This window comes from Bradyrhizobium sp. SOJA106, from assembly GCF_059448745.1.
On record NZ_CM182549.1, the window covers coordinates 2,112,997 to 2,130,661 of the forward strand.

The 17,665-nt window shown below is 58.5% G+C and carries 14 protein-coding genes and 1 pseudogene; 8 read left to right on the forward strand and 7 right to left on the reverse strand.

Annotated features, from left to right (window positions below):
* Nucleotides 1-394: 394 nt before the first annotated feature.
* A complete protein-coding gene (locus AC5V87_RS09300; RefSeq protein WP_495370747.1) occupies nt 395-679 on the forward strand; it encodes a hypothetical protein in 285 nt (94 codons plus the stop codon).
* Between the two features lie 578 nt (nt 680-1,257).
* Nucleotides 1,258-1,533, forward strand: coding sequence for a hypothetical protein (locus AC5V87_RS09305; protein ID WP_495370748.1), 276 nt, complete (start codon nt 1,258-1,260; stop codon nt 1,531-1,533).
* A 511-nt stretch (nt 1,534-2,044) separates the two neighbouring features.
* Here the strand turns inward: AC5V87_RS09305 and AC5V87_RS09310 are convergent.
* The 3 genes from AC5V87_RS09310 to AC5V87_RS09320 form a co-directional block, all read right to left on the reverse strand.
* Nucleotides 2,045-4,027 carry a RiPP maturation radical SAM C-methyltransferase gene (locus tag AC5V87_RS09310; protein ID WP_495370749.1) on the reverse strand — a complete coding sequence of 661 codons (1,983 nt, stop codon included), beginning with the start codon at nt 4,025-4,027 and terminating at the stop codon, nt 2,045-2,047.
* Nucleotides 4,028-4,729: 702 nt separating this feature from the next.
* The gene (locus AC5V87_RS09315; protein ID WP_495370750.1) at nt 4,730-6,259 is read right to left on the reverse strand and encodes a radical SAM family RiPP maturation amino acid epimerase; all 1,530 of its coding nucleotides are present in this window, start codon (nt 6,257-6,259) and stop codon (nt 4,730-4,732) included.
* Nucleotides 6,260-6,341: 82 nt separating this feature from the next.
* Complete coding sequence (locus tag AC5V87_RS09320; protein ID WP_495370751.1) at nt 6,342-6,713, reverse strand: Nif11-like leader peptide family natural product precursor; 372 nt, start codon at nt 6,711-6,713, stop codon at nt 6,342-6,344.
* 1,008 nt (nt 6,714-7,721) lie between these two features.
* Here AC5V87_RS09320 and AC5V87_RS09325 point away from each other — a divergent pair.
* On the forward strand, nt 7,722-8,084 hold the full coding sequence (locus AC5V87_RS09325; RefSeq protein WP_495370752.1) for a hypothetical protein: 363 nt from the start codon (nt 7,722-7,724) through the stop codon (nt 8,082-8,084).
* Nucleotides 8,085-8,188: 104 nt separating this feature from the next.
* Here the strand turns inward: AC5V87_RS09325 and AC5V87_RS09330 are convergent, their stop codons facing one another.
* Complete coding sequence (locus tag AC5V87_RS09330) at nt 8,189-8,413, reverse strand: hypothetical protein (protein ID WP_495370753.1); 225 nt, start codon at nt 8,411-8,413, stop codon at nt 8,189-8,191.
* Nucleotides 8,414-9,080: 667 nt separating this feature from the next.
* Between AC5V87_RS09330 and AC5V87_RS09335 the strand changes: the two genes are divergently transcribed.
* Nucleotides 9,081-9,455, forward strand: coding sequence for a DUF6894 family protein (locus AC5V87_RS09335; RefSeq protein WP_495370754.1), 375 nt, complete (start codon nt 9,081-9,083; stop codon nt 9,453-9,455).
* On the opposite strand, the gene AC5V87_RS09340 is transcribed toward AC5V87_RS09335, so the two are convergent.
* Nucleotides 9,422-10,126 carry an outer membrane protein gene (locus tag AC5V87_RS09340; protein WP_495370755.1) on the reverse strand — a complete coding sequence of 235 codons (705 nt, stop codon included), beginning with the start codon at nt 10,124-10,126 and terminating at the stop codon, nt 9,422-9,424. The two genes, AC5V87_RS09335 and AC5V87_RS09340, sit on opposite strands and share 34 nt — an antisense overlap.
* 1,291 nt (nt 10,127-11,417) lie before the next feature.
* Here AC5V87_RS09340 and ltrA point away from each other — a divergent pair.
* The gene (ltrA, locus tag AC5V87_RS09345) at nt 11,418-12,797 is read left to right on the forward strand and encodes a group II intron reverse transcriptase/maturase (RefSeq protein WP_456837647.1); all 1,380 of its coding nucleotides are present in this window, start codon (nt 11,418-11,420) and stop codon (nt 12,795-12,797) included.
* Nucleotides 12,798-12,881: 84 nt separating this feature from the next.
* Here ltrA and AC5V87_RS09350 read toward each other — a convergent pair whose 3' ends face one another.
* Together AC5V87_RS09350 and AC5V87_RS09355 are read right to left on the reverse strand one after the other, a co-directional pair.
* Nucleotides 12,882-13,142, reverse strand: a complete 261-nt coding sequence (locus tag AC5V87_RS09350) for a hypothetical protein (protein WP_495370756.1) — start codon at nt 13,140-13,142, stop codon at nt 12,882-12,884.
* Between the two features lie 19 nt (nt 13,143-13,161).
* Nucleotides 13,162-13,548 (reverse strand): hypothetical protein, encoded by a 387-nt coding sequence (locus AC5V87_RS09355; protein WP_495370757.1) that lies wholly within the window; start codon nt 13,546-13,548, stop codon nt 13,162-13,164.
* Between the two features lie 217 nt (nt 13,549-13,765).
* On the opposite strand from AC5V87_RS09355, the gene AC5V87_RS09360 reads away from it, so the two are divergent.
* From AC5V87_RS09360 to AC5V87_RS09370, 3 genes and pseudogenes are all read left to right on the forward strand, one after another.
* On the forward strand, nt 13,766-13,990 hold the full coding sequence (locus AC5V87_RS09360; RefSeq protein ID WP_495370758.1) for a hypothetical protein: 225 nt from the start codon (nt 13,766-13,768) through the stop codon (nt 13,988-13,990).
* A gap of 814 nt (nt 13,991-14,804) precedes the next feature.
* Nucleotides 14,805-14,997 (forward strand): annotated as a pseudogene (locus AC5V87_RS09365) (IS481 family transposase); the annotation flags it as partial.
* A gap of 488 nt (nt 14,998-15,485) precedes the next feature.
* Nucleotides 15,486-17,477 carry a methyl-accepting chemotaxis protein gene (locus AC5V87_RS09370; RefSeq protein WP_495370759.1) on the forward strand — a complete coding sequence of 664 codons (1,992 nt, stop codon included), beginning with the start codon at nt 15,486-15,488 and terminating at the stop codon, nt 17,475-17,477.
* Nucleotides 17,478-17,665 lie beyond the last annotated feature (188 nt).

Sequence of the window (17,665 nt, forward strand, 5' to 3'; positions counted from 1 at the left end):
GCTGTCTCTCTCAGAAACAGAGCACACGGGTTCAAGAGAAGGCGAGCATCACTCGTTTTGCGCATCTGGTGTGCGCTCAGCCCTCACTCCGTGTTTCTGCATCCCAATTGCAACAGACGTGCCAGCTCCGTCAGCACGCATCAAGCGCCTGACTACGCTTTGAATCTTGCAAGGCGCCCCAAACGCAGCCGGTGTTTTGAACCTGACTGACTTTGTCCCGTGTCAGAACTTGGACACGAATCGCGCGCTTCGCGCCACTACCAGAAAAGCTGGTTTGTGAGTCACCGAATGGAGCCTGGCAACCCCTTTCCCCGCCAGGCAGGATGAGAGGAGAGCTCGATGCAGATCGGAATCGAAATAGCCAAGGCACAGGACCGCGACCGGCTCGTGGTCGATGACGACGGAATCATTCGAGGGCACTGGAGCACGAGCTGCGGATCGGTGCGCCTTAAAGACTGCCAGTGCTCGCCAGCATGCCAAGCGTTTCCTGCACCAACTGGCACTTCGATCAATTTTGCTGTTCAGCCGCGTGAATCGCGGCCGGACAGGAGTTTTTGCGGATGTTCGAACAAGGCTGCCGCCCGAAGCGAGCGGCCCGCTGGTCATAGACATGCCAGAGAACAATGGTGTGCTGAGCGAACTCGTGGTCGAGCGATTTCTTCTTTCGACAATGTCTTGATCCCGTTCCGGATGCCGTCCGATCTGGGGTCTTGGGGTCTTCTTCACCCGTCTGGTCGTCGACCGGCGCCTGCAATGTCGTTGGACGCGGCGGGAGCCGTCGTGAGCTCCAGTCGTCCAGCCTGCCGCCTTTGGCCTTGGTTAGAGGCGACGGTGCCAGGATGCGCTCCTTGAAGCGCGCGTCCTCGTAATGCCGCCTGGCTTATGCGGCGTGCTGTAGAACCCGCAAAGCTTGAGCCGTTTCAGCTAAACCGCTTACGCAAAGAGGGGTGAAATGGGTGGAAGATCCTCGATCGCAGCTCTTGGAGATTGGGCACGCGTCGCCTCGTACGGCCGCGCCAAGCATTGGGACATAGCGCCGGGATCGAAATGGTCTTACGCAGCGTGCGGCACAAGCAGGAGCGCCATGATCGTTCAAGGTCCGGCAGCTACCTGGGATAAAGCGACGCAGGCGCTACTGCATTCAGGAAGGCAGCCCGTGGCCCAAACCGGACCACACTGAAGCTACGCGTCGGCATAGCAATCGTGAACCGTTTATCTTATCAGGGTACAACTTAAGGGCGGGAAATTCTCAATGCAGTGAATCGTAAGGTCTCTGTTCTTGGATGTCCGCCGGATAGATTTGGAAATGCGGCAAATGATGATCGAGGACGAGAAGGTGCTTCGCGCCCGGCATCGAAACTGATGCGCGGGTTGCCCGCATTTTTTGATGGTGCAGTAGCGACGACCGTCGGTCACGAATGTAAGTCTCTACGTGTCGATCTGGACGCGGCGAAGCAGTTGGATCGATTCCAACCGATGCTGGACGCGGGCAAGCCATATGTCGCCAAAGGCGCAACGTTCGAGCGGCCGTAAACTACACGACGCTTTGGCAGCTGCAACCTGTGTCAAAGAGTTGAAGTTCGTTGCGGTTTCTCGTTCTCGCCAATGAAGTAGTCTACGAGGATCGAGCGATGCAGTTCGCAGCGCATCTCTAAGCTATCGAACGCGGCGTGGAATTCGACGATGTTGGAACGACCATTCGGAAATCTGATTGCCACCTGCTCGCATCAAAGTGGCGGCGGGCCATCCCGCCGGAGTGGTCAATTTTCTCGCGAACGCACGCGCCGACGCTGGCCCCGTCGTTGGGGTGGTCATTGCCCATCCCACCGTACGCCGCATAAACTTCATTGGCTCCACTAGGTTGGCGCTATTATCGCCGCCGCTTCGGCCAAATATCTCAAACCATAATATGTTGGAGCTTGGGGCTCGGCGCCGTTGATTGTGCTCAACGACGCGGCGAACAAAGCGACAAGACTGGCGCGAGCGCCAAGCAGAGGAGACAGGCGACGGGTGTCACCTTGCGAACTGCACACCGCAGTTTTCCTTATTCGCGCGGGACGGCTGCTGGCGTGGAGCGTCGGTCGAGATAGCCACCAGGAAACGCAGTCGGGGGAAGGATTGGCGTATATGGATGCCATAACGCGAGCCCAACGAGCCGCGCGTCAAGCCGTACGATCAGTTTGCGGGCGATCATGTCAGCTATCGCCGCCTCAATCTCGCCCTGCATTACATTCGTCGCGCCCGGCCGTTCGTGCAGGCGGGTTTCAGGCGAACCTTCGTCCGCGGCCAGAAGAATTTCTCTCTCGAGGCCTCTAACGCGGTGTTCGCGCTCGACTGCAATGGCTCGCGTGTCCTCGACTATGATTTCGTCGCCGTTGTCCTGCATCGACAGCATAGACAAAGTCGGCCCCCGCCAAGCTTTCAGCCAGGCATCGATGCCCTTGGCGACGGCATTTAGTCCCGGACGGCGGTGAGCGTCGCGCACTGTGAAGTGGCCGCCGACATCATTGTCTTCGCTGTCTTCGAAGTAGTATACCTGATCCGAGAGATCGCGCTCCGACAGCGGATATACGTAGCGATAGGGGGCGGCGGGGAGCAGCTTCAGTCCATGTTTCTCGGGTGTGTGATGATAAGGGCTGTAGCGCTGGTATCGCAAACGTACCGCAGGTCCCGGCTGCAGATGATGCAACAACGGCAACGAAGAGGCCATTTCTTCATACCATGCATCACTCTCGCCGGGAAAGCCCCACAATAAACTCCAACTGACCCGCACGCCGTACTGACGGCACCACTTCAAGAGCAGAACATTATGCGCTGAGGTCGTTCCTTTGCGCATCAGCTTCAAAACACGAGTATCCAGGCTCTCAATACCTGGTTGAATCCAGCGGACGCCGGCAGCAGCCAGCTTCTCCACTTCGTGGCGCTTCAGGTTGGCCTTGACCTCAAAGAAGATCGCGAGCTTCTCGGGTAGCGCGGTGAGGTGAGGCAGCGCCTTTTCAAGGTAGTCAATGGCCATAATATTGTCCACAGCTTCGATGCGCGACGAGCCGTAGCGCGCCGACATCTCAATCATCTCCGCTGCGGCCTGCCCCGCGGGCTTCTGGCGGTAGGCCATCGATCCGCCGTTTAGCCCGCAAAACATGCAGTGACTGCGCTCGCCCCACCAGCAGCCGCGAGAGAACTCCATCGGCAGCCCGGCATGGATGCGATCGGCGTAGAGCGATGCCTCGACCTCCGCAAAATAGTCCGTGAAATCCGGCAGCGGCAGGTCACGCATGTTCTCGATCACTGCGCGGGGCACTAGGTCACGCGTCGACGCCGCGGGATAGCCGGCCTCGCGATGCGTCGGACCGAAAACGCCAAATGGCAGGTCAGCAGGCGGAATGTCTCTGCCGCGGTTGAGGATGTCCCAACACAGCGGGCCGATCAGTGCGTCGGCCTCGCCCGACACGACATAGTCGACCCATGTAAAACGCGCGTGAGTGCTCCACCCCATTACCGACTCGCAGTTTGCTCCACCCATGAGGGTGACAAGATCAGGTGAGCGCTCGCTCAGCCGGCGCAGCAACGCGAGCGATGGGACATGCTGGGTGAAGGTCGAGCTGCACCCGACCATAGCCGGCCGCTTCGCCAGTATCTTGTCAGCCGTCCAGTCGATAAACTCGCCGATAAGCGAGCGCAGCCTGAGGAAATTCGCGCGACGCTCGGCCATACCTTTGCCTGTGCGTATCGGGTTGCGCTCGAAATAAAGGTCGAGAAAGGCGTTTTGTTCGCGTTCGTAGCCGGGAAAAGCAATGCCCGCGAACAGCCAATCAACCAGTGCCTCCTCTGGCGGGCAATTCTCAAGAGGTACATAGTCGGCGATGCCTATGTATTCTAAAAACCAGATGTTGGCATAAGCTATGGTGGATTGCAGTCCAGCCTGCGCCAGCGCTGATTTCAGCAAACCAAGGGCCAGCGACGGCCTTTCGACTGCCGACACAGGCATGTTGACTAGGACGATTGGCACATCGATACTCATAATCATACCACGTTATTCATGATGTGCGCACAGGTGCGTTCGTCCCGGCCGTAGTCTCACGCGAGGGACGGCAAAGTGAACTCCTGCGCATTCCTGACTGGGGCCGTGAACATGAAGTCGGCTAATTCCGCCAGTGCGCAGCCCGCTTCGAGCCACGATTTCCGCGTCACGTTCGTTGCCCGGCGACTGGACGGCATGAACAAGCAGAGAGTGCTGGAGCCGAGTGGTGAATAGTTGCCTGCACGCGGCTCCGCTCTTGATATTGAGCGGCGCCACGCTCGAGTGCGACTCGTTGTTTTTCATCATCGATGAACGGATTGAAGTCGTCATTCACATGGACCTATCAAAGTGTCAGGTGCGTCGTCGTCGGCTACCAGGGATCACCGCCAGTGCAAGGTGCAGTGGCGCGCCACGAAAAGCCACGACCTCTCCGGAACCAGCGGCACTGTCGTCTGGCAGAATCATTTGATCGACGACTGGGCGGGGCAAGCCATTCTTGACTTAACAGCGTGCGTCCAGTCGTGGACCGTTGATGCACGCAAATGAGGGCTTGGCTCGAAGCCGCAAGCGCGGAAGTCCGCTGGGCTTCTGTGGTCACGCCGGTTGTGCACGCCACGAAGCCACGGACCGTGGATGCGAGCGGCTTGTCATCGCGCTCAGCACTGTTGGACGGTGGGATGCTGACGTTGCTTGAGGCTAAGTAGTACCTCAATGCGAATCGGCGTAATCTGCACCCTTGCGGGAGCCCGCGTTTTTTACTCGTTCGATGCGGCTCCTCCAGTCACCGGTCTTCCAGATGAAGCGATCGTCGAGGTCTTCTTCGATCAGGCCGGCCATGTACAACTGATCGAGCAAGTCGGCGACCCCAAGGAGAGATTTTCCATCAGCTGCGACCCGAGTAATCAGCTCCGAAATTGTGCAGTTGCCGTCCGCGATCAAACGGCCAACGGAAATCGGGGCGATGTCGTCGAGCACGCGGTGTTCCATGTTTCGTGAGCGAAGATGAAAGTACCCGTTCCCTGCCTTGTACTTCAGGTCCCTGCGGAAGCGGATTGGCAGATCATGGGCTGGGCTCTCGAGCATATGCTGTTCGATCATGCTCTGCAGCCCGCCCCGGAACCCGTCAGGCGTGCTGAAGAAGCGTTCGGCCAGGATGCGGTACCCGAGAGGCCAGCGCTCGCTACCCGGCACCGGCGTCACCAGTCGTAAACGCCCCTGCCGCATATTTACGAGGAAGCCGGAAACACAGGCGATTGTCGTGTGATTGCGTTCCAGAAAGGCGATTGCACCGTCCTTGTTAGCGCCCCTGAGCTTCTCCTTCTGCTCGCGTGCGCGCCCGGCCATGGCCTTTGCCGTCAGCGCCTCGTTGCCCTGCAGGATGAGTTCGACTCCTAGCAACTCCTCAGGCGAAAACGCCGTGTGAATCTGATTGAGATGTGCCGTGCTCAGAACGGAGAAACGGTTCGTGGTCGTGCGATATAGATTGAAGAGCCCGAGCACGCGCCTGGTGAGTGCCCGATCCTTGAGTGGGGCGGCCGTTGTTGTTTGCGGTAAGGCGCCCGTAATCTGATAGTAGTCGAACAGAAAGCGGTCGTAGTGTGGGTTGTCCATGGGATCTGTGGCCCAGTAGCAGAAACCCGTGCGGACTGCCGAACCGAACATTTCGCTCGCGACACCAACCACGCCCCGCCAAAGCGCTGCATGCTCTGTGCGATAGTCGTAATAGCCTTTGAAGCGATCGGCCGAGAGGCCGCAGAACCAACAGCCGACGCTGCAGCCTTCGCTTAGCTCGAAAGCGATTATGGGGTGCGTGAGCGACGCCGCCGACACGCCCAATTGGTCATTGCAGCGCCGGATTTGCCGCTCGCGCCAAGCATGAAAGCGAGGATTGATCGTTGACATCTCGCCTTCGTCGCGCAACAGGTCGCGATGACGCATCATCTCGCGGAGATACTCATCCCACATCACAGCCAGCGGCCACGGCGCAGACTCCGGCTTGAAGCGGTATTGTTGGTAGCCACCGCGCCAGAGCGGTAGCACCTCCATTGGATCCACTTTGATGCCGTACCGCTCTGTTACCTCTCGAGGGGTGGCGATTGCCTCAGCAAGCGCCCTGCGGAACTCCACGTCACCGACTAACCGCTCCATGAACCGTTTGAGGTGCGACAGGGTGCGCAGTTGCTCCGGCGTGCGCCGGTCAAAAATCTGTCGGTAGTGCTCGGCGGCAGCGTGTGTCATTCGGCGAAGCTTACTTCATGTTCTCATCGCACTCCATCGCCTCCTTGAGCAACCAGCCGATGCGGTCAGAGCGAAGGGCGGGTCAGATCTCGACCGCGACAACAGCCGCAACAATAACAACCACAACAACTGCAACGGGCTCAGCGGGCCGGGCGTGGTCAGAGGCCGCTTCCGCGGCTTGCGCGCTGCTCGTGGCCACCTCCGCAACGCCCTGCACAGCGCTGAGCGAGATCGTATCACTCGAATGAAAAGTGCCATCGGCGAGCCGTTTAGTCGTCAGCTTCTGTCGGGCTCGAATGCAGCTTTTAGCTTCATCAAGTGTGAAGCTGTAGCCAAGGCTCTTTCCGATCGCGACAATCGATGCAAGGCCGGTAGCACTTGGTTTTATGCGTTCAAGCAGACCACCCTCCTTCTCGAGATCGTTGACGAATCGCTCTACGTCAGTTCGCGACACAGCCAGTCTCCCTGCCTTTGCTCAAAGTCGTCAAATCATCCATCACGAGCTCACAAGCGATCGGTGCCGACGCTGTGAACAAGGCAAGCGGCGTGCCGAATTGAAGATTGCTGATTTTCGCTTTTTCTGACCGTGCGTATCGTCCACTTAGTGACATTTTGTTGCCGAACTGACAATCGGCCCACTAGCGGGACGATGTTTTCGTTGTCAGTATCCAAACGCAGCGGCTTAGGGCGATATCAAACGCGGGAATCGACGGACGTTGCTGATCGTTAGTGCGACCTTGATCGCCAAGTTGCTTGACGAGGCTTGAACGCCCTGCTCTGGATTCGGACTGCAAAGACTACCGATCATAGGCGTACGGGCGGCTGTTCAATGATGGGAGGTGGTGCAGCCGGCCCTATCTACTCAACCGCGGGCGCCGCAGCCGCTGCTAACTCAGGCGGTGGAGGCGGCACTGCTAACGTGTGCAGTCCACAGCTGGCCCTGGTGGCGGCGCAGGCGGCGGCATCGACATCATCATCGCACCCCTGCTGCGACCTGCGCTTACGCGGTTGGAGCGGCGGGCACTGCAGGCGGCGCAGGCACATCAGGTCTCGCTGGCGGCGCAGGTGGTTCAGGCATCATTGTCGTCGAAGAACACTATGGATCCTGAGCGCAAAAACCGAATGGTTAGCGCTCCACGAGTCGAGCGATATCGAAATCTGGCGACGAGTGATCACCTTTGCCAGTCGGCGACTCCATCGATTGTTAGGAGCGCGGTCTAACAACATCGCGCACGCTGCGCAACAATAGCTCGATTGTCTTTCGGAGAGTTAATGGCTGACAACGAACAACTAATCTTATCTATCTCGGCCGACACGCGAGCAATGCAACGCCAGCTTGATAAGCTGGTAGGGCAGATCGGCACGGTTGACAATAGCCTTGGGAACGCCTTCACGAAGGCTCCCAAGAAGATCGACGACGTCACCAAGTCTCTTGGTGCGGCCAAATTCCAGACCAGAAGCTTTGGCCGCTGCGCAACAGGGCGAAGCCTTCGCCAAGGCGATGCAGACGCTTGGCAACACGGTCGCGCCCGACCTGACTGACTGCCAAAAGATCTTCAAGAACTACAACGATGGGCTGGAAAAGGCGGGCAGCACCGAGGAGCGCCTGGCAGTTGCTAGAGTGCGTGACGACCAACTCACTATCTTGTCAGCCAACGAACGCAAGAAAGCGGCGGAGGATCAGGCTAGCCAGGAAGAGCAAAATCTCAAGCGTTTCCGAAACGCGCTGAACACCAACAACAAGCACACAGCGTCAATCGCTGGTGAGATCCCCGCAATCGACCTGGGCGTATGTGCGCTCGCTAATCTGGAGACATTTGAATGAGTGCCATCAACGCGCTGGTGCAGAGAGAGGCCGTGTATATGATGACCGACACCCTCTTATACGCTCGCGGCAAGGTACTGCAGACCGATTTCCCTTAATCTACCTCAATCCGCGGGATGCGGGCGGTTGTCACGTCGACTGGCCCGGCGAGCTTTGGATTTTTGCTTGCGGAAATGCTGGCCGAGAGTTGCACAACGTTTGAGGAGGTTGTCGCCAAGGATAGTGAATGGTTCCGGGGTGCCTTTGATTGGTATGTCGAGAAAGAGCGCGCTGACGTAAGCGCGAACGCTCACGGGGCGGCTGCCGCCGCAGTGCGGGTAGTGAAACATACTGTTTCACCTCCTTTCCGAGATCGCGCCAGGATCGAGCCTGGCCCTCCTTCGACGAGCGAAGCCGCCGAAATCCGTGTAAGTCATGACGACTTCCACGCATCGCGGAGTGGGCGATTCGGATGCACCATCTAGCTACATGAATGAATCGTTAGAGAGTCGCAAGGGTAGTTCGCGGCTATCCAGTTTTTTCAGTGGGAAGAGTGCGCAATGCAGCCTTTGGGGTAGGCCAGCTGCAGTTGGCAGTGCCACTCGGTCAAGTCCACAGGCGAGGGCGCGCCCGTGACCTGAAGCAGGATCTCCGCTACGCTATTGCCGGAAGCATGGAGTGTCGCTGTGTCGGATGAGCACTACGACTACTGGGGCCGGATCGCCGAGATCGAACTCAATTAAGCGGCGGCGGTTTGCGTTGAGCAAATCGAGACGAAATCACCGTTTCCATCGCGAGCACCGTCGGCGTGCATTTCCAATTGACGGCTGATCAGGCGCTTGAGTTGTCTGGCGCCTTGGCCGTGGCCGCAGAGAACGCGAAAAAATTCGGCGTGCAGCTGGATGACGTAAGCGAGGCATAAATCCTGCCCCCTAGTTCTGTGGCCTGTCTTTTCTGACAGCTGCGGCGCATCCCGAGAGGGGCACATGATCGCCCAAACGACGGAGGGCCATCGCTGTGCAGCGCTACTACTTCCCGATCATTCACAACGGGCAACTACAGACGGACGAGGCGGGAGAACTGTTTGGCTCGGCCGATCTTGCCAGGCAATATGGCGCCCGTGTCGCTCGGGATACCGGCAGCGATCCCGAGTACGATCCCGTTAGTGGCACCATTGTAGTGGTTGTCGAAGGCGATGGGGCAGAGATCGCGCGGTACCGGGTCTCGGTAAGCCGTGATTCTACAGGATGCCAATTGTTAACCAATTCACACATACGCGACGCGTTGCGAGACGGATGTCCTCAAACGACAAGGCCGGCTGTAAGAGCCGGCCTTGAGTGGTCTTGTGCTTCAGCAACTCAATACCGAGGGACCACCGGGCCGCCAAAGTGATAGTTGACGCCCGCCTTCACCGTATGGACGGTGACTCCTAAACCGACACCGCCCGGCACGAATGTCGTCAGATAGGTTGCGTTGCTGTAGTCGGCATACATGTATTCGACCTTGGCAGACCAGTTCGGCACGAAGAGATATTCGAGACCTCCACCGACCGTCCAGCCCGAATGGAATCGGCTTTCAGCAAATGTTGCACCAAGGGCTGAGGCCGATACCTTGTTATCTGCCCATGCGTAGCCGCCCTTGGCGTACAGTAGCGCCGGACCGATGGCGTATCCCAAGCGACCGGTGACGCTTCCAAATGATTCAATCTTGTCGGACAGCGTCACGCCGAAGACTGTTTCCGAATATTTGATGTCTGACCACGCGGCATCCGCTTCAACACCAAACACGAACTGACCGGTTTGCCAGTTGTAGCCGAGTGTCCCGCCGGCAAAACCGCCGTTGAGATCGTTGCTGGAAGCCGAAGCGGTCAAACCGCCAGCACTAGCCCGCACCCGATCAGACCAACCATAGCCGCCGAATGCTCCCAAATAGAAACCCGACCAGTTGTAGGCAGGTGATACAGCGGCCGGCGCCTTGGTGTATGGCGCCGCCGCAAGATCGGCGGCTGACGCGCCTGAAATTAGCGCGAGAGTGGCCGCGCTGGATAGCAAAAGTCTCTTCATTAGAAATCTCCTCAGCCAAAGTGCTCATCTAAAAGGCACATCGGGTCGGAATATCCAAGTGCCAACAGGACAATATTCCTGCAATTTTTGCGAGTGTGTCCGGCCGGTCACACAACTTCGAACTACCGCGCGAGACGGACGCCCGGCCCGCCGTCGATAGATTGACCATCGCCCAAGAAGATGACGCCGGCGGATTGGAGGGCGCACTTCATCTTGTTTCAGCGCATGCGATTGCAGGCGGCGATCTCGATCTTCGTGTTGGAGTTCGGCAACTCAGTTATTTGCGGTCGGATCTGGTAGTGGCTTCACACGTCACCGTTTGTCGGCAAACCCGTCCTGCTTCTCGGCGCCTTCATTACGGTCCTCGGCATCATCTGCGTCATCCGGGTGTTCGCCCCCGATGACTGGGGCCGGAATGTATGGATTGGCTCGGTGCTGTTCGCAATCGCGACGGCGGTTCTATTCTTCTACATCTGATGGTGGATCGAAGAAGCGAGGCCCGGCAACGGAGGCGAATCCTAACCGGGCCTCGCGACCGCCGATCACCTCGCGGGATAGACCGGCGAGCAGGAAGGATGTCGCATGGCAGGCTGCCATTGTACGCGATAAGCGCTTTTTGACGCGAGATTGCTGCAGACCGATCGGTCAGCGGGCAGCTTTCCTGCGCAGCGTATGCCCGCGCCGAGGATAACTGCCGGCTCCTTCGGTGCCGGCGGCCCCCGGGCGATGCGCAGGCATCACACCTTTCTGGACCTCCACGCCCGCCATCTGAAGCCGAAAGGGCCCGGGTGGCGGGGACTTTTTTGTGCCCGGATTTTGTGGGTACCGCTAGCGGATTGAAAGAGGCCGCCAACTGAGGGCGGCCTCTGGGTTGTGTGCCGAGTATGAACGACAGCTTGGAGGTGGAAGTCCTCTATCCAGCCTGATGGCGGCGAAGGATTAGCGAAGCGCAAGGGCGTCACCGCGAGGTGGGGTCTGAAGAAAGCGTGGAGCAAAGCCGCGGCCCGATGGACAAACACCGGATAACGAGGCCTACCCGGCCGGACGAGCGAGCAACTGATCGCGAAGTCCAGGGTCATCAAGGGTCGGGGTGGTAAATTCGGCGGGCGCGCGGTGAAGGCGGTCGGTCTTACCTCGGGAGGTCTGCGTTGTGTCCCGGCAACGGGACTGAGGTCGTCGTAAGGCGGCCCGACCGCAGCGCAGAAGTCAGCTGAGGGCATAGTAGGTGGCGTGTGCCGCCGAAGGCCCGAACGGTGGAAGTGGTTAGTAGAGCAACGATCTCGCGCGAGCCATGCGGCAGAAGAATCAGGTCGAACTGAACTTGGGCACCGGAGCAGGCGGTGAAGCCGCAAGCTCCGCCGCCGGAGAGACCGAAGCAAGCGCGGTGAGAGCCAGCCTCGAACGCCCGGCGGTCGCAGGACCGTCGATGGAAGTAGTCGTCGAGCGTGAGAATCTGCAAGCAGCATTGGCGCAAGTGAAGCGCAACAAGGGTGCGGCAGGCGTCGATGGGATGACCGTCGGCGAGCTATCGGCCTATCTGAAGGAGCACTGGCTCACGATCCGCGCCCAGTTGCTTGACGGCACCTATAAGCCACAGCCGGTGCGGCGGGTGGAGATACCGAAGGCGTCGGGCGGCCTGCGGCCGCTCGGCATCCCGACGGTGCTCGACCGCTTCATCCAGCAGGCGGTGATGCAGGTGTTGCAGGCAGATTGGGACGGAACGTTCTCCGAGGCGAGCTTCGGCTTCCGGCCGACCCGCTCGGCGCATCAGGCGGTGGAACGGGCGCAGACCTACATCGCATCCGGTTACGCCGTCGTCGTCGACATCGATCTGGAAAAGTTCTTCGACCGGGTCAACCACGACATCCTGATGGGGCTCATTGCCAAACGGGTCGCTGACAAGCGCCTCCTCAAGCTCATCCGTGGCTTCTTGACTGCGGGTGTGATGGAGGCAGGGCTGGTCAGCCCGACGGAGGAGGGTACGCCGCAAGGCGGACCGCTCTCGCCGCTGTTGTCGAACCTGATGCTGGATGTGCTGGACAAGGAACTGGAGAAACGCGGCCATCGCTTCGTGCGCTACGCCGACGACTGCAATATCTATGTACGCAGTCAGAAGGCGGGCGAGCGGGTGTTGGCCGGCCTCGAACGGTTCCTCGAAAAGCACCTCAAGCTCAAGATCAACAAGGCCAAGAGTGCGGTCGCCAAACCGAGCGTTCGCAAGTTCCTGGGCTTCAGCTTTACCGGCGGAAGTGAACCACCGCGACGGCGCATCGCGCCGCAGGCGCTCGCCCGCTTCAAGGTAAAAGTTCTGGAGCTGACGCGACGCACGTGCGGTCGAAGCCTCGTGCAGATTACCAAGGAGCTGTCAGCCTACCTGATCGGGTGGCGCGGCTACTTCGGCTTCTGCCAAACCCCGTCGGTGTTGCGCGTGCTTGACCGGTGGATCAGGCGGCGGCTGCGCGCCGTCGTCTGGAAGCAATGGAAGTATGGACCCGCTCGCTTCGCCGAGCTGCGACGCCGTGGCGTCGGCCGGGATCTGGCAGCGCAAACTGCCGGCGCCCCGCATGGCCCTTGGCGGCTCGCGAACAGCCCCGCGCTCGCCATTGCTCTGCCAAACAGCTTCTTCGCTTCGCTCGGCTTGGCTTCCGTCACGGGACAGTGGCCTGCATAATCCGCCGAACCGCCGTATACGGACCCGTATGTACGGTGGTGTGGGAGGGGAGGAGTCGCGAGACTCCCCCCTATCCCGATTGATCTAATTGCAGGTATCGATTGGATATTGATTAGAGCCGCCGATTCCGACGAAGTATTTGTTGCCGGCCTTGCAACGCGCTCTGCATTTAGGAATTTCTTCACGGCATATCCCCATAGCGGCGCTTTGCCTTGCCGCGTCAGGAACGTTTGCTTTCGCCCAACTCACGCACAACGCTCCTTGCTCGGTGCAGGAGCGAGCCGAGACGGTTTCGACCGAAGCTAAGCCGATTATGCCGATCTGCAAAAACATGAAAAATCGCATTTCTATGTCCCTCCTTTTTTCAATTTCCAATGTGCCGACGCCGCTGCGCCATGCCGATCTCATCGATCGCATCCGCCAGCCCTTCTAAGAACGCTCGGTGCCACGCATCATCATCGGGCAGCTCCCAATCCCGCAGGCCGGCGACGTATCTGATCAGATCGATCACGCCCGCGATCGTGGCTGGCTTCGAACGGATGAGCACATTTGCATGCTCCGTGAGAGCCAGGTTCGTTTGGCCGGTGACTTCGTCGGCGGCAGCAAATTCGGCACCATCCTCGAGCTTAGCCGAAACCGACGCCGCCGCATCGTAATGCGCGGATAGCTCGCGGTGGCGCTCGATTACTACGAAGATCAGATCCCGATCGGCTGCAGCAACCGACGGCGAGTAAATTTCTTGCGATGACAATGTTGGCCCCGAGCAAATATGAGGCCGATGTTAGCAGCGCTGTCGCGACGAAAGTCGACCCACATTACTTGGCAAGCGCAGGTTTTCTGCGCAGCCAAGCGGCTGCGTCGCTTGACTCCGTGTCTGCAACACAGTGGACGACTTTGGTGATATTTAGCCTTTTTTGATTCTTTGGCGATTTCGGGCGCCTTCAATTTTTCCCGTTCAAAGGATTGGCATGGCGGCCGTCACGCTCGATCTGAAATTCCGTGTAGTGCCTGCGCCCCGCAAGGACCGACCGGTTACCTTCGACTTGCCGGCAATCAAAGATGCTGCCGAAGCCGCCTCAGCAACGGGCGCAATTCTCAGCGGGGCGGCGTCGGGCCAGATCACGCCTGGCGAAGCTGCAGAAGTGGCCAAATTGGTCGAGACGTTCGTGAAGGCCTTCGAGACTGCGGATTGAGCGCGCGTATTGATCGGCTCGAAAGGATGACGAACCATGAACTTACAGGAACGGATTGCTCTCCTCGAGGTGGAGCGGAAACCAGATTTTCAGGTGATCATCGGAACAATCTACGAAGGTCGTAGCGGCGTCATCGCCGAGATGCTAGCGTGGCACGAGAGTGGTTTGTCTTCAGGGTAACCGTGTCCTTGGACAAACCCAGGCCTGGCCGGCTACCTGCCGACATACCATCCGGTTTACAGGCCGGCCAATTCCTACACGCCCACTCTATACGCATGTCATAGGAGACGATCGGAAAAGCTACTACTCGGAAAAGAGGAGAGTAAGCGCGACCCGGCCAGGCCTTAAGAGCAATGCAGTGGTGGCATAGCCTCGGCAGTCCGCCGTCGGGCGAAGATCGGACGATCCTCGAACGGGCGCCTATTCTCCGCGATCTGCTTTCGCGCGCCCGAATTGCTAAATTGAGTGCGCCCGAATTCGAGGAGATCTGCATGCGCGTGTGGTCCATTCAGGATCATGCGCATCGTTTGTCGAATCTACATTGAACTTGCCGGATGGCGAGAGGCACGACAAGTACAAGAAGACAAGGTCGCTTGCGAAATTCCTCTGCAGCCGCCATTCAAAGAATGGATCGTCCGTTCTAGAAGCCATCAACAACGTTCTCTATGGCGTACGGATGAACGATTCCGCTTAAATTGTGGGAGACGACCACCGACGCTCCCTGGCGCATCGAACATCCTCGGCATTAGCGCACCAGGTGTTTAGTCCCAAGCTTTGATGGTGCATTCTTATCGCACGATTCGAAGGGTGCGCTATGGGACAGGTTTTACACGGGTGCGCCACCACGACGGAGGCAGTCCGTCGATCAATACAAAATAGTCAAGAGAGCCTGAGAGGTCTCGCCAAGCGCTACGGGATCAAGCGGAAGACTGGAGACTGTAGCGAAGTGGAAGCAGCGCGAGACCGTCGCCGATCGTTCGACTGGCCCTAAGGAAGCCAAGTCGACCATCGCGTACTCGACTTGGCGGGCTCAAACCGCCGGAGTGTCCCACGCTCTTCATCGCTGCTGCTTTAATGGAATTCCAGGACGGTCGATGCGAGCGCCGGTCAGGTAAGGACCAGCGCACTAGTCAAGTGCGGATTGAGCCCTCCGGCAGCGGACGACGCGGCTTCAAGCTAATATTCGATTGATCCGTCGGGGGGACACAGTCGAAAGACGAAACGGCAGAGTCTTCGAAATATCTTTTTTGGTTGGGGCCTCGCGGCACGGTTCTCACGGCGGAACTGTTACGGGCCATTCTGCGCGCGAATCCTGCGGGCATGACTAGCAAACTGCAGAATTTATGCGTCGGTTATTACTGCTACGCTGCAGAGTGCGTGGTCATCTCTCGACTATTCGCGCATGTATGATTTAGATGACAACCGAGTTCAATCTTATGTAACCAATCAAAACTAGGGGTTTCGCGAAACGATCTCATATCTAGTCGGAAGTCTGATGACCGCCCCTACAATCGCGAAACGGCTCCCATCAACGGTCCTTCGTCGATTTCGACCGAGCCTGCGCACTCAGATTGGTTTTTTGGGAATCGTGAGCGTGCTTGTCACTGGCGCGACTTGCGTTGCCGGACTTAACTATCTTGCGAAGGCGCAGAGTGAGGTAAGCGAGAGCGCCAATCTTCGCGCCCATCTGACGTCTCTTTCTGAGGCCTTTCTCGAATCGCAGCAGCTTGCGTTGGAGTTCTTGCGCAAGCACGACGAAGCCCTGGTCGCGCGGCAAGCCGAGGGCCTCAATAACGCACTGGCGGACCTTGGCCAAATCGAAGAGCGGGCCGCTTCCGCGCCCGAGGGCGATCCCCTGAGAGACGTGAAGTTCCTTCGCGCCGGAATCAACCTTTATGCGACTCGTTTTAATAACGTCGTCTCCGCGCAGCGGGTGCTCGGGTTCACGGAAAATGATGGGCTCCAGGGTAAGCTTCGCGAAGCCGTGCATCAGGCGGAAGCGCGACTTGCACATTTCAATGAGCCGCACCTAACGGTATTGATGTTGATGATGCGACGGCATGAAAAGGATCTTATGCTGCGTCATGAGGAGAGGTATGGCGATGAGCTGGAAAAGCGCGTCGTCGAATTCGAGGCCGCACTTGCTGCTTCAGAACTTGCTCCTGAGTCCAAGAGTGAGCTGAAGAAGCTTGTTGCTTCTTATCGATCGAGCTTTCTTGCGTTTCTTGTATCGCAGCAAGCGCTGGACGACCAAGTTGACGATCTCGTCCAAATCTACGGCCGGAACCGTCCCCTTCTTTTGAAAGCAATAGCAGCCGCGGATGCTCGCGCTACCTCTGCTGAAGCGCGTGCGTTGCGCCTCAGAGAGACGTTGGGGTGGGCAATCGGTCTTGCCACTCTCGGGATCGGATTCGTTGCGGTGCTTGTTGGCCAGAGGCTGGCGAGACTTATAAGCCGGATGAGCGAGGCAATGCGTCAACTTGCGGCCGGGCAGTTCGATGTCACGCTGCCGGGCCTTGGCCGTTCGGACGAGATCGGCGATATGGCTCAGGCCATGGAAGCGTTTAAGGTGAGATCGAAGGAAAAATTGCAAGAGGAACTTGCGGCGAATCAAGAGCAGGATCGTGTAGCTGCGAAGCGGCGCAAGGCGGAGCTTGGCGAGCTGGCCGGCACATTTGAACGCGCCGTTAGCAGCGTCATTGATACGATGTCTTCCGCATCGACCGAACTGGAGGCTTCCGCTCGGGAGCTGACAGAGACGGCACAGCTTACTCGGGAGATCTCTGATAACGTTGCGTCGGCATCGGAGGAGGCGTCAGCCAATGTTCAGCTGGTTGCTGCGGCAACGGAAGAGATGATGGCGTCCGCTTCCGAGATCGGCCGGCAGGTCGCGCGATCAACGGAAATCGCCCACGAAGCCGTGCGCCAGGCTGAAGAAACGGATCGCCGGATGAAGCAACTATCGGCTGCTGCAACAAAAGTCGGTGGGGTGGTTGACCTAATTGCAGCGATCGCCAGGCAAACCAACCTTCTGGCGCTCAATGCAACAATCGAGGCCGCGCGTGCCGGCGGCGCCGGCCGCGGCTTTGCAGTTGTGGCGCTCGAGGTGAAGTCGTTAGCAACTCAGACGGCGAACGCGACCGTTGAAATCGGACAGCAGATTGCTGACATTCAGGCAGCGACACTGGAGTCGGCCAGCGCCATCACAAACATTGGAAACAGCATTAGCAGAATCTCACAAATTGCATCAGCGATCGCCGCGGCGATCGACCAACAGGGCGCAGTCACGAAAGATATTTCCCAAAATATTCAGCATGCGGCCGCGATGTCGACGATTGTCGCGGGCAACATCCGGCAGGTCGCGCTGAAGGCGTTTATCACAGGTGCATCATCGTCGCAGGTGTTGACATCTGCCAATGTGCTTGCCCGAACCAGCCATCACCTTAAAATCGAAGCCGATCACTTTCTCATCGGGATCCGATCATGATCCTTTCGAGATGCCATGCGAGGCTCGGCGAAGGCGCTCCAACACCGCCCAGCGCTCGCCGGCTCCTGTAGAAGCATACTCCCCACAGTACTTGCATCCCTGGCTGGGTGAAGTCGGTTTACCGCTTTGTGCCTTTGAACCTGCTTCACGTCGCAGCGGATCAGCGTCTGATCGAGTAGCTCGGCAGG